The organism is Bacillus sp. THAF10 (genome assembly GCF_009363695.1).
Classification (GTDB): Bacteria; Bacillota; Bacilli; order Bacillales; family Bacillaceae_I; genus Sutcliffiella_A.
In genome coordinates, this window is record NZ_CP045403.1 from 2,400,486 (window position 1) to 2,413,503 (window position 13,018).

Sequence of the window (13,018 nt, forward strand, 5' to 3'; positions counted from 1 at the left end):
TCGTAGTCTTTTATCTCGTTTGCAACCATCGACCAATAGGAAAAATACCTTACAGTTTTGTAAGGTATTTAATCGAGACTGTCGTTCCATTGGTTAGTTCAGACTGTATATGAATCGTATGATTTAATTTTTCTGCGATTTTTTTACATAAGTATAGGCCAATGCCTGAGGAGTTTGGCACTTTTCTTCCATTCTCACCAGTAAAGAATGGGGAAAACACTCTTTCTAAGTCATAACTTGGAATTCCCATACCCTCGTCATGAATCGAGAGCAATACATCATCTGGTGTACTCTCTATCTCAATCGTCATTTTTTTGTTACCTTTTTTTGAGATAGAGTATTTGATGGCATTGGAAATTAATTGGTCTAACATAACATTATTCCATTTGGCATCTGTAAGAACATGAACGGTTGGCTGCTTGCTGAGTACTACCGGAAAGACAGAATGGTGAATACATTCACTTTTATGTTGATTGATCATCGCACGAATGCTTTTGACTATGTCTACTTTCTCAATCGCTAGATCATTTTCAAAACTATCCATACGAATCATTGTTAGTCCTTGCTCTATTGTTTTTAGAAGTCGTTTGTTTTCCTTTTGAATGCCCGTCCATTTTTCAGGGTCATTTGATTCATTTTGAATATGCAAATCTATGACAGAAACTGGTGTTTTCAAATGATGCATCCAGTGAGAAAGAAAATACAAGCGTTCTTTATTTGTTTCTACTAGTTCATTCTTCTCTTTTGAATAGGCCTCTGAATTCTTATGAAGAAGTTCAATAAATAATTTCTGCTCTTCTGTTATTGCTTGAAGCTCTGAAAACTGTCCGAGAAGAAGCTGACTTACAGCCTTGTTACTTTGATAGTACCGAAATCCATCCACTAAAAGAAAGAATGTCAAAAAAAAGATTCCTAGAATAAAGGGATAAACTACCTCTTTATTGGAGGGCTCTGATAAGTGAAAGAACATAATGATGGAGAGGTTACTAACCAAAAACATGATTATCGCAAAGAACCTATCTTTTAGATAGCGCTTTACTATTTCTCTATCCATGTGTGATACCAACAGGCACAATCAGCTTGTAGCCCACTCCTCTTTTACTAGTGATAACATTTTCTAGTCCAAGGCTTGCTAGCTTTCTCTTGATTCTCGTCATATTCACCGTTAACGTGTTATCGTCTACAAAATGAATAGAATCCCATACGATCTCCATCATTTCTTCGCGAGTGACAAACGTTTTATGCTGTTCCATTAGCTTTTTCACTAATAAAAATTCATTTTTACTTAATTCGATTGTGTTGTCTTTCACATTTATGGTAAGTGCTTGTTTGTCTAGTTTCAGCTGACCAACAACTAGGCAACGTTCCTCTTTTTCTGCATACTCACCGTACACTCTTCTGAAGGTAGCTTTGATTTTCGAGAGTAAGATATCGAAAGTAAATGGCTTCGTAATATAATCATCTGCACCTAGTTCCATGCCTAGCACCTGATCCATATTTGAATTTCTTGCTGAGATGATAATGATAGGGACATTAGAAACTTGTCTTATGCTTCGACATAAAAAAAATCCGTCATAGTAAGGAAGATTAATATCTAATAAAACAAGATCCGGTTCAAAATCTGAAAAATTCTCCACTATATTTTGAAAATCTGCAGGGACCTGTACCTCGTACCCGTATTTTTGTAAATGCTCACTAACTAACTTACTCAATTGATTGTCGTCTTCTACAAGAAAGATTTTCATGGTTACTCACCTTAGTTCATTATGTTGTATGTATATATTACCATATTTGTAGATAAATATTTTTATTGGGAAATAAACGCTCAATTTCTTGAATTATACGGTATTTTAATCTGAATTTTCCCAATATAAAAACATCCTCTACCATGCTAAATTAAGAGTGTATTAATTTTTGCAAAGGAGTGGATCGTTGGATGAAGAAGAAAAAGAAAGTGTTTTTATCCGTTTTATCTGCTGCGGCAATTCTTTCAAGTGTCGCACTAAGCAGTCCTACAACAGGAGGAGCAAGCAGCAGCTTTGAGCTTGATTTTAAAGGGGTCAACAAGATTTCTCAGAATGTCACTGTTTCAAAAAACGGCAAACTTGGGGAAGCTTCTTTTCTAGTTAACACTGAAAATGTAAAAATACCTCCAGGATTGCAGAAGAAGTTAAAGACAGTACCAAAGAATAACGATTTATATATTGTCCAGTTTGATGGTCCTATTTTAGAAGAAACTCGTAAAGAGCTTGAAAGCACTGGTGCAACGATTCTGGATTACATACCAGATTATGCCTACGTGGTGCAATACAAAGGGAATATGAAAAAGGCCGCACGTGGGATTGCCCATATGGAATCTGTTGAGCCTTACTTGCCTTTATATAAGATTGATCCCCAGCTATTTGAAAAAGGTAATGCAAAGTTGATTAAGGCTATTGCACTTGATGCAAAGCGGAAAAACAAAGATATGAATTTTAATGGAATTGAAGATATTATTAAGCACGCGACAAATAACGAAGTCCTTTACATTTCTCCAAGGCCTGAGTATAAAATGATGAACGATGTGGCTAGAGGAATTGTCAAAGCAGATGTTGCGCAAAATAGCTATGGCTTGTACGGTCAAGGACAAGTGGTTGCTGTTGCAGATACCGGGTTAGATACAGGGAAAAATGACAGCACCATGCACGAAGCCTTCCGAGGAAAAATAACAGCTCTTTATGCACTCGGACGCACAAATAACGCGAATGACACTCATGGACACGGAACCCATGTTGCTGGATCTGTGCTAGGAAATGGTGCAACAAACAAAGGAATGGCTCCTCAAGCGAACCTTGTGTTCCAATCAATTATGGATAGCAGTGGTGGTCTTGGTGGACTTCCTTCCAACCTCAGCACATTATTTAGCCAAGCGTATAGTGCTGGTGCAAGAATTCATACTAACTCCTGGGGTGCTCCAGTTAACGGTGCTTATACCACAGATTCTCGTAACGTAGACGATTATGTACGGAAAAACGATATGACCGTCCTGTTTGCTGCTGGGAATGAAGGGCCAAATGGCGGAACAATCAGTGCTCCTGGTACAGCGAAAAATGCTATCACTGTAGGAGCAACGGAAAATCTTCGTCCAAGCTTTGGTTCTTATGCAGATAACATTAACCATGTTGCGCAATTTTCTTCGCGCGGTCCAACTAAAGATGGCCGTATCAAGCCAGATGTGATGGCCCCTGGAACCTATATTTTGTCTGCACGTTCTTCCCTTGCACCAGACTCTTCTTTCTGGGCAAATCATGACAGCAAATATGCTTATATGGGTGGTACGTCAATGGCTACACCTATCGTTGCTGGTAACGTTGCGCAATTACGTGAGCATTTTGTGAAAAACAAAGGCATCACACCAAAACCTTCCTTACTAAAGGCAGCCTTAATTGCTGGAGCTACAGATATTGGACTTGGCTATCCTAACTCTAACCAAGGCTGGGGTCGTGTAACACTTGATAAATCCCTTAATACAGCCTATGTAAACGAAACAAGTTCACTGTCCACAAGCCAAAAAGCAACTTATACTTTCTCTGCAACTGCAGGGAAACCATTGAAAATCTCACTTGTTTGGTCTGATGCACCTGCAAGTACAAGTGCTTCCATTACACTAGTAAATGACTTGGATCTAGTCATTACTGCTCCGAATGGTACAAAATACGTTGGTAACGACTTCACCGCTCCTTATGATAACAACTGGGACGGCCGTAACAACGTAGAAAATGTGTTCATCAACGCTCCACAAAGTGGAACTTACACCATTGAGGTTCAGGCATATAACGTGCCAGTAGGACCTCAGGCGTTCTCCTTAGCGATTGTGAACTAAATAGATTAAAAAACACCTTGGCAAGATTGGCTTCAGCCAGCCTCCTGCCAAGGTGTTTTTATTGTTTTATTCTTCGTTCGTTTCACCAGTGTTAGATTCGTTTTGTTCCGTGTTCGTATCATTGTTCATGTTGTTATTCTCGCCTGCACATCCTGTTGCAAAAGCTAAAACTAATACGGAAGATCCAATTGCTAGTAACCATTTTTTCATGATAAACTTCCTCCTTGAGCAATGCTTGTTTTATTGGATTACTTGCTTATCATACAAAAAATTCATTCATTTTTGGTGAATGTAACCATTTCTATACGTCAAAATAACAATGTTTACTTCCCGTTAACACTGCCTAAACGTTAGTCCTCTGACTCTTCCAGTATAACTTCATCAATATGGCGCTTTTTCATTCGATTGCGTAGTTTCCGGTTTTCCTTTGACTCAAACACAATGTCCATATCATAATCCTCTGTGTACATATCCTCTGCTTTGATATAAAGAGATAAGCGCTTATGATTAAATGTTTGCATCATCCCTTTGACTAACACCTCTACATTTCCAAGGGAATCTGCAGGCTTGTGCACAATACCAAACTCATTTATGGATGGAATTTTTACATTGTCTCCTTTTTTAAAAACAATCTCCTGCTTGGTTTTTTCCTTATCCGGATGCTTCATCTTGTGGATATATTTACTATTCATGGCCAATTGCTTTTCAAGCTCGAATCTTGGTTTTTCCACATGTGCCTCGTACGCTTTCGTTTCTTTATACGTGATTTGGTGGGCACGTTCAATTAGTTTAGGGTGCATGCCAAGCTTCAGGGCAATGGCGAATGCCTGACTTTCTCCTCCCTTGCCAACAATCAATCGATACGTGGGTTTCAATGTTTCCACATCAAACTCCATGGAACCATTCATGAAACCTTCACGTTCATTGGCAAACTCTTTTATTTCGCTGTAATGTGTGGTTGCAAGCATGGTCGTTCCTTTTTTATAAAGCTCTTCTAAAATAGAAGTTGCAATTCCCATTCCTTCTGCAGGATCTGTACCTGATCCTAGCTCATCTAACAGCACCAGGCTTTGTGGATTTGCTTCCTCTAAGATGGTAATGATGTTTTTTATCCTAGAAGAAAACGTGCTTAACGACTGTTCTATGCTTTGCCCATCCCCAATATCTACTAGGATTTTTTGAAAGATAGCAATTTCGCTCGATGCATCAGCTGGTATGTGCATGCCACATTGAGCCATGAGCGTTAATAATCCTACTGTTTTAATTGTCACTGTTTTTCCACCTGTGTTGGGTCCTGTGATGACAAGAGCATCATACTCCTCCCCTAACACAAGGTTAAGCGGTACAGCATTTTCACCAAGTAACGGGTGCCTCGCAGAAACTAATCGGACAACATGATGCTGATTAATTTGCGGTGCATTCCCATTTATCATGCTGCTGTATTTCGCTTTTGCAAAAATCACATCGTAGGTTATCATCAAATCCAGTGCAAGCTTTATTTCTTGTTCATGCTCCTGTACTAATCCTGTTAATGCGAATAAGATTTGTTCCTCTTCTGCCTCTTCCTGATATTTCAACATACTTATAGAATCTTGCAGAATGGTGATTTCTTCTGGCTCGATATACACGGTGGAACCTGAGGCAGAAACGTCTAGAACCGTCCCCTTTATTTGATTTTTGTATGCGCTTTTGACAGGGATGACATATCTCCCGTTTCGTGAACTTACAATGCTTTCTTGCAGGTATTTACTATATTTAGATGATTTTATAAGCTGTTCTACTTTTGTTTTGATTCGCTCCTCCATAGTGGAGAGTTGTTTCCTTATTTTCAAAAGATCCTTACTAGCATAATCATCCACTCTTCCATTTTTGATGCACCTGATAATCTCAGCTGCTATATGGGACAATTCACTAATAGAGTAAACATAAGTGGTTATAACAGGTGCAACATATTCCTTATCCTTCAGAAACCGTTTTAGCTTTTCGATGGTCTCAAGAAAATCATACAGCGCCATGAATTGATCTGGTCTAAAAGCAACGCCTTTATGAATATTTTTTAGAATGTATTCCATTCCCTGAAGTCCATGAACGGGAACACTTGAGCTAATTTCGAGAATTTTCTTCCCTTCCGTTACCTCATTTAGCCATGCTTCAATTTGCTTTTTCGTAAAAGATGGCTCCAGATTCCCTATCGCATGCTTCCCTGGCTCTGAAAGTGCGTAAGAAGCTACTTCTTTTTTTAAATCTGTAAACTGTAGTGCTTGAATGGTTTCAATATTCAACGGTATTTCCTCCTAATGGGTTTAGTAAGCAGGTTAAATAGAAAGCTACTAATACGTGCGGAGAAATGAAAAATCACTTTTAAGCCTATCAAAAAATACATATAAAAAAACGCAGAGAACAACACACTGTTCTTTGCGTTTTGGTTATAAAAAATAGGTAAATTTAACTTGCAGCTATTTTAAGCTGACATCGCTATTTTTATGGTAGGCGCAAAACCTGTGTTCTTAACATTTCGTTTCAGAGTAAAAAGCATACTCAAATAGAGCTTAGGCACAGCCTAGCTTTTTCACTCATCACGCACGTATTAATTTACGTTAGTTAAGAACGACACCTTCCATAAAACATACTCCTTTTGGTTAAAAGATACTCTCATTATATAGCATCACCTGGTGATTGTCACGCCTATTTCTATCCTGTTCGTTTATTGATAACTAGCTTTTTCGTTTTTTCATTCACATAAGCATAAAGAATTTCTTTTACATCTATGTTTTGGATAGCCAAATGATCCAATAGCCATTCTTTCGATTTATCCAATAATTTCAGGTTCTTTTCTTGAATTCTTCCATCAATAATTACCGAGATTGGCAGTCCCTCATCATGAATAGAAATTTCTAAGTGCTGAATAGTCACCGGTGTATTTTCTGGCTTTGGGATAATGCTAACCTCCCCGATAGGCTCGAGAATCGCATAATCAACATCCGAAATCTTCGGATACCCTTTGCTTCTTAAGATGGATAATAGCTGTGCGATGGACACCCGTGTTTTTTCCATATTATCTTCAATGATTTGGCCATGCTTAATTAAAATCGTCGGCTCTCCTAGAAAAAAGCGATTTCCTAGCTGCCACAGTGTGAGCTTTGAAAATAGAATATGGAATATAACCAACACCGTAAGTGCTCCAAGCGTTGGCAGAAATTCTGTACTAATAAGCGGCTCTGATGCTACGGTTCCCACAATAATAATTGCTACTAGGTCATATGGGGTCATTTGAATAATCGTGGATTTCCCCATTAAGCGCATGATAGCGATAGTTACGATATAGATGACGAAAATTTTCAAAAGCAAGGCCATGTACTCCACTCCAAAATATGTTTAGGAATAGCGTGCCCCTTGGGAAATTTTGTATTCTTTTGACTGTTGTTTCGTAAGGTTATTTTGAACAAAAAAGACCACTTAGTTTAAATTATCAATTCTCTGAAATGGAAAATAACGAAGCACTACTTTTCCCATGACATTACTCACGGGAACAGAGCCAATTTCTCGACTATCTCTACTGCCATTTCGATTATCTCCCATCACAAACACATGCCCATCTGGAACAGTCACTTCTTCAAATGGAAACAGCATGTCCTCTAAAATGTATTCTTCTTTGAGCTCTTCTCCGTTTCTAAACACGACTCCCCGTTTGTACTCAAGCGTGTCTCCTTCTTTTCCTATCACCCTTTTAATCCAATAATTTTTCCCGTGCTTTTCATTTAAGATAGTGCTAATGAGAGGACTTTCTCTAAAATTGTCCATCATTTTCCGCTCTCGATCGATTCTACTGTCGATTACTACAATATCGTTGTATTCTGGCTCTAGTCCAACCATGTACCCACTTTTGAAAATTAATACTTGATCTCCAGTTTTCTCATCTGTATACAGATCCTCTCCCTGTAAAGTAGGCTCCATTGAGCTTCCTTTTACCGTAAAGGGCTGTAGTATGAGAGCACTTACAATGACTGCAACCATCAGGCCAAGCACGCATAGTTTTAGCCAGCTGGCCATTTCTTTAGGCAGATTCTTTATGTTCATCAGTTACCCCCAATAATATTTCATTTCTAATGGTATGTAAGTTTCTTAATGCATGTGGACTAATCGCTTTTAATCCCTGAGTTTCTATCATTCATGTATTGTTCATACGCCTCTCTGACTCTATCAGGATCCTTCGTGATTTGCGATAATCTCTCTCTAATCTCTAAGAGCAAAGTATAAATTCGTATTAACACTCCTAGGAAGACCGCAAGAATAAGAAATGCCCCCACTTCCAATTGAAGTGAAACTGCTATAAAACAAATAGTTATTGAAAATATAATCCACCCTAAGAGCTTCAATACCGGTTCCTCTTTTCTATGAAAATTCTACCTATAATTATAGTTAAGATTGGGTTAAGTGTAAATAATTGGTTTGTAGAAGATGATTATTTGGGGATTTTAGAGGGGATGAATACTAAGCGTACCGTGGGTTTCCTTCGTTGGGGGTTATTCGGACTCTATTATTGCTAACCGCTTCTGCCATAAATCTACGACTTGTACCTAAATGTACCCTTTTAATCTCAAAATAAATCTCATATTCTAACAACTTCCTATAATTTTCTATTGTTAAAATATAATTCTATTATTGGAAAATAAACAATATATGACAAATTAAATACATTTTTTTCAAATAAATCAAAAAGATAATTTATTTAGGATATTATAAATACAGAGAGGAGGATGCGTAAATTTGAACAAAAAATTAGGGATGCTAATTTTATCCATTGGCTTTGCTGCACTTTTAGTCTATGCGACATATGAGCCTACGCAACCAAAAGCAGCAGATCGTATGTCTGAAATCATGGATAAGGCTTGGAACCAATATGATGTTCTTGCCACTATGGTTAATACGGATAGCTCTGAGGTGTATTTAAGAATAGAGGAAACTGAAGATGAGGATAAACTTAAAAATATGCTACAGAAAAGTATTAAGAAAGCCGACTTAGAGGAATACTCCATTGTTATTGAAAAAAGAAATGATCCACCTTCTTAAAAGCACCGTTCTTCATAAAGGCGTAAAAGAATGACCACCATATGATAGATTCAAATCCCCTTTCCCTCTTCTTGTATTCACCACCAAGTCGTGGTTTAAAAATAATCAAGAGAACCATTCCTAGAGATTCCTCACAAAATGCCTAATAGTTGAAAATAAGCGCCGAAATCAGGACGTTTAGCCTTTTAACAAGAAACGGCGTGGAATCTAAATCGCTAATTCTACGAAGAGGAAAAATATGGACGAAACTATTAGACAATTTTTAGAAGATAAAAAATTCACAAGTTTGGAAACAATTCGGTCTTTACAGTATACACTCCAGACCTTCGAGAACCTGGGATAGGTGTCTACAGTCTGAAGCTCTGGGGTAACCCCGAGCTTCTTTTAGTAACATTAGGTGAGAAATTTACAACTCTGCTCAACCATGTAGTTTTGCAATGGAATAATGAGGTTCTTTAATTATCAATTATCTCTATATAGTAAGCTGCTATTTTAGGTGGTGAAGATTCTCTTAAATAATCACCATAAATACGTACTTTTTGATTAGTCTTGAGTGTACTAAAAATATCTTGTTCCTCAGAGTCTGGATGTTGAGATACAACAATGGTCCCTTCGCCGTAGTCAGAAGTAACGTAACCCAAAACCCTTAGTTTATAACTGACGGGTTGTTCTGAAACCCAAATTGAATCAAGCCTCTTGGAAGCAATGTAACCATCAATCGTGAAATAATCATCTGGTAATTTGGTTAAGTCAACAGACGAATTTTTTTGAGGGTTTACTCCGTTTAATAATACAAAAAACACTAATATCAGCATAGACAGCAATAGTATTTTCTTATGAGGAGTCTTCTTAATCAAAGTAAAACCTCCTTGGAAGGTTAATCGCTTATAGTTAGAAACCAGTTCATTTGATTAAATAAAGTGGTAAAGTCTCTTTTAATTTTAGGGTCACCATTAATTGATCGTCCCCCAGTTAAAGAAAACCAGCATTATGGACTGCAATCATTACATCTACTGAATAAAGTACAGGTGAACCTGATTGCCCACCGAAAGTATCCATACTATAGAATAACAAATCTGGGTCTAGGTAAAAGTCTGATCGACCGACCATTCCCCACATAGATTAGTAGTATCCCCTATTGAGATTATGGATTTATTTTGTGTTTCTAAATTTAATTGGATATATTTCATTCTTCATTTAAATTAGTGGGGTTTTGTTCTTCATTTACTACAACTTTACTTGCTAACACATGATGTCTTAGTGGAGGGCTAGTGAACGAGGGAATGAAACTATCAAGTTTTTGATATCTCCTTTCTATATTAAACATCTATACAACAGTAACATGAATTCTGAGAGAAATGGTGATTATTTTAGGAATTTTTTCCTTTTTTAAAAGTATATAGGATAATAGAAACATAGGAAGGCATAAGGAGTCTCAATGATTTGATGCAATGGAACACACTTCTTTGCACTTATATGAAGGGCATTCGAGAATTGTATTTTCCGCTCGTTGTTGTTTCGAATCTGTTTGGCATGCAGTTTGATGGCCGGAACCGGCGATCCACGTCTCTTCGACTTGTCGTCCCAGTTGGAACTCAGGAGATACACATCCCTTTTGCGAATACGTTTTTAATAAAAAGATTACAATTACTTCCCACAAAAAAAAAGCCGGAGAACCATTCTCTCCGACTTCAACCTTCACCCTAACACATCTGTTATTCCATCCATATTTTCAGAAATCCACACCACAGCTGCATCTAAATCAGTAAACTCCCGCACCTCAAACGTTACTTCATCCTGGAGTAACCAAACGTCCTTGTCTTCTGAGTTGAGGCCACCAATGGACCAATGCAACAAGCTATATGGATGATTATGATTTAAAAAGGACGCCCATGTTTTGGACTGTGCTACATTTTTCAAGGCATTTAGTTTGCTCATTTAGCGCCGCCCTCCACTACTAACAAACTCATCCGTGGATTCAGGATTTGGCTTGGGCATTTTAGCATGAAGCTATTAGCGCTTTCCACAAAATCCACCGTCATGTCTTCGTCAAAAAAGACAAGCTTGGACTTTTCCATTAGCAATGGCCCAAGGTTTGTATCCAGAGCCACATCGTCCTCATCATGCTCAGCGGTAATCCATAATGCAGACACCCCACTAACTACACATCCGCATCCATCTGTATCATATTTAAGCTTTAAGCTTTTTCCCTCATTAGCATCAAGCTTTGTTTTTATTTTATTTATTGCTTTTTCTGTAAACGTTACTTTCACGTTTCATGCCTCCAACTGTTTCATTCTTAGCCTGATTGTACCATATTTTGTACAGGGTTTATAACTTAGAAGCCTTTTGGATAGAATGTTGTTGTTGTCAAAATGGTTAATTGTAGGTACGATACTAATATCTTTATATAAAGGAGGAGATTTCCAATGTCAAAAGTAACGATCAAAGTATTGGATAACGGTGGGTTTCGTGTAACTGGCGATGTCGAACTAATTGATGCAGAAGGAAATAAGTTTGAGGACAAGCCTGCATTCACTTTATGCCGATGTGGTCTTTCGAAAAAGCTTCCTTATTGCGATGCGTCCCATAAAGGAAACTTTGAGTCCTGTGTGCGCGCTGTCCAAGTATTAAATGACTAATTTGGAGCAGCGCTAAATGATGAAATGGAGCTGCACCTATTCCGCAGCTCCATTTTATTTTTACCTCCGTTTTTATAGTGATATTCTTCTAACCAGCCCAGGTATGTACATCCACAAAAACAAAGACCGTGATAGACTAAATAAAACAAATGCGAGCCAAAGTCCTTGATTTTGAAATGTTGGAACCGCCATCCATATCGCAACTAAAAAAAGAACTAACGCGAAGAAAATGGAGTTTCGAATAGAAGTAGCATCTGTTGCACCTGAAAAGACTCCTTCCAACATCAGCCCCCAAAAACCTACGATTGGGAAAATTACCATCCACCACATATGCTGTAGTGCTAATTGTTTTACATCATCCATGTTCGTAAAGATACTAATTAAAGTCTCTCCAAAAATAATCATACTTAGTGCTAAACTAACCGCTGTTATGGCTCCCCAAATTACTGACAGAGTGAGCATACGTTTAAACAAGAGAGAATCTCCTCCCCCGATTGCTCTACCAGAAAGGATGCTGGATGCGTTCGCAAAGCCTCCTACTAAATACGCCATGATATAATGGATTTGTAATAATATGGCATTGGCTGCAAGTGTAACGTCTCCAAGTGCTGCTCCTTTCGAGGTAAAGATCCCTGTCATAATTAGAAGGCATATAGTTCGTAAAAATAAATCCCGATTGACGCTTAGCATATTTTTTATTGCCTTCCATCGTATTGTTTCCTGGACCGTTAATAAAGATAATTTGCTTTTGTTTAAGAAGAATACGACGATTCCACCGAATAGCACTGCCGAGATCTCAGCAATTAACGTTGCATAAGCCACTCCTTCCACACCTAAATTTAGACCTAGTACAAAGAGAATACTTAATAAGATGTTTAAGAGATTCATGATCAATTGGGTTGCAAGCGATAACCGTACCTTTCCCATCCCTATTAACCAGCCAACTAAGCAATAGCTTATCAAGATAAATGGCGCACCCCAGATACGGATGGAAAAGTAAGAGGCTGCAAGGGTGGAAACGGCTGCACTTCCACCAAATATATGAAGCGCAATTGTTAAAAGTTGGCGTTGAAAAATAATAAATAACACCCCGAGCAGAACTGCTATTAATATCGGTCTTACTAAACATAATATTTCTTCTTTATCATTCCTTGCTCCTTGCGCTTGGGCTGTAAATCCGCTCGTACTAACCCTCAAGAAACCGAACAACCAATACATCGTGTTAAAAATAACCGCTCCAATAGCAACTCCGCCAATAGCAGAAGGCTCTGGCAATCTGCCTACCACTGCCGTATCAACTGCACCAATGATGGGAGTAGAGATTCCGGCTATAATCAATGGAAATGCGAGACCCCAATATTGCCGGCTACCATATATTTTAGTTGTCTCGTGTTTCTTTAATGCCAACGCATGATTTCCCATTTTCCTAATTCCTTTCGTTAAA

Annotated in this window: 13 protein-coding genes; 3 read left to right on the forward strand and 10 right to left on the reverse strand. The window is 38.1% G+C overall.

The window, feature by feature from the left end; genetic code table 11:
• Window positions 1-49: 49 nt before the first annotated feature.
• Window positions 50-1,054 carry a sensor histidine kinase gene (locus FIU87_RS12575; RefSeq protein WP_152444910.1) on the reverse strand — a complete coding sequence of 335 codons (1,005 nt, stop codon included), beginning with the start codon at window positions 1,052-1,054 and terminating at the stop codon, window positions 50-52.
• Window positions 1,047-1,745, reverse strand: a complete 699-nt coding sequence (locus FIU87_RS12580; RefSeq protein ID WP_152444911.1) for a response regulator transcription factor — start codon at window positions 1,743-1,745, stop codon at window positions 1,047-1,049. Before FIU87_RS12580 ends, FIU87_RS12575 begins: the two co-directional genes overlap by 8 nt.
• Before the next feature lie 191 nt (window positions 1,746-1,936).
• On the opposite strand from FIU87_RS12580, the gene FIU87_RS12585 reads away from it, so the two are divergent.
• The gene (locus FIU87_RS12585) at window positions 1,937-3,862 is read left to right on the forward strand and encodes a S8 family serine peptidase (RefSeq protein ID WP_152444912.1); all 1,926 of its coding nucleotides are present in this window, start codon (window positions 1,937-1,939) and stop codon (window positions 3,860-3,862) included.
• 66 nt (window positions 3,863-3,928) lie between these two features.
• Here the strand turns inward: FIU87_RS12585 and FIU87_RS21060 are convergent, their stop codons facing one another.
• The 4 genes from FIU87_RS21060 to lepB form a co-directional block, all read right to left on the reverse strand.
• Window positions 3,929-4,072: a hypothetical protein gene (locus tag FIU87_RS21060; RefSeq protein ID WP_172971051.1), complete on the reverse strand. Its 144-nt coding sequence runs from the start codon at window positions 4,070-4,072 to the stop codon at window positions 3,929-3,931.
• A 140-nt stretch (window positions 4,073-4,212) separates the two neighbouring features.
• Complete coding sequence (locus FIU87_RS12590; protein WP_152444913.1) at window positions 4,213-6,144, reverse strand: endonuclease MutS2; 1,932 nt, start codon at window positions 6,142-6,144, stop codon at window positions 4,213-4,215.
• Between the two features lie 409 nt (window positions 6,145-6,553).
• Window positions 6,554-7,216, reverse strand: coding sequence for a DUF421 domain-containing protein (locus tag FIU87_RS12595; protein WP_152444914.1), 663 nt, complete (start codon window positions 7,214-7,216; stop codon window positions 6,554-6,556).
• 102 nt (window positions 7,217-7,318) lie between these two features.
• Window positions 7,319-7,939, reverse strand: coding sequence for a signal peptidase I (lepB, locus tag FIU87_RS12600; RefSeq protein WP_152444915.1), 621 nt, complete (start codon window positions 7,937-7,939; stop codon window positions 7,319-7,321).
• A 690-nt stretch (window positions 7,940-8,629) separates the two neighbouring features.
• Here lepB and FIU87_RS12605 point away from each other — a divergent pair.
• The gene (locus FIU87_RS12605) at window positions 8,630-8,932 is read left to right on the forward strand and encodes a YolC/YozM family protein (protein WP_152444916.1); all 303 of its coding nucleotides are present in this window, start codon (window positions 8,630-8,632) and stop codon (window positions 8,930-8,932) included.
• A gap of 455 nt (window positions 8,933-9,387) precedes the next feature.
• Here the strand turns inward: FIU87_RS12605 and FIU87_RS12610 are convergent, their stop codons facing one another.
• The 3 genes from FIU87_RS12610 to FIU87_RS12620 form a co-directional block, all read right to left on the reverse strand.
• Complete coding sequence (locus FIU87_RS12610; RefSeq protein WP_152444917.1) at window positions 9,388-9,789, reverse strand: DUF3221 domain-containing protein; 402 nt, start codon at window positions 9,787-9,789, stop codon at window positions 9,388-9,390.
• A gap of 841 nt (window positions 9,790-10,630) precedes the next feature.
• On the reverse strand, window positions 10,631-10,870 hold the full coding sequence (locus tag FIU87_RS12615; protein ID WP_152444918.1) for a DUF2552 family protein: 240 nt from the start codon (window positions 10,868-10,870) through the stop codon (window positions 10,631-10,633).
• Window positions 10,867-11,205 (reverse strand): iron-sulfur cluster biosynthesis family protein, encoded by a 339-nt coding sequence (locus tag FIU87_RS12620; protein WP_152444919.1) that lies wholly within the window; start codon window positions 11,203-11,205, stop codon window positions 10,867-10,869. Before FIU87_RS12620 ends, FIU87_RS12615 begins: the two co-directional genes overlap by 4 nt.
• 156 nt (window positions 11,206-11,361) lie before the next feature.
• Here FIU87_RS12620 and FIU87_RS12625 point away from each other — a divergent pair, with 156 nt between their 5' ends.
• A complete protein-coding gene (locus tag FIU87_RS12625; RefSeq protein WP_152444920.1) occupies window positions 11,362-11,574 on the forward strand; it encodes a CDGSH iron-sulfur domain-containing protein in 213 nt (70 codons plus the stop codon).
• Window positions 11,575-11,646: 72 nt separating this feature from the next.
• Here the strand turns inward: FIU87_RS12625 and FIU87_RS12630 are convergent, their stop codons facing one another.
• Window positions 11,647-12,996, reverse strand: a complete 1,350-nt coding sequence (locus FIU87_RS12630; RefSeq protein WP_152444921.1) for an MATE family efflux transporter — start codon at window positions 12,994-12,996, stop codon at window positions 11,647-11,649.
• Window positions 12,997-13,018: the final 22 nt, after the last annotated feature.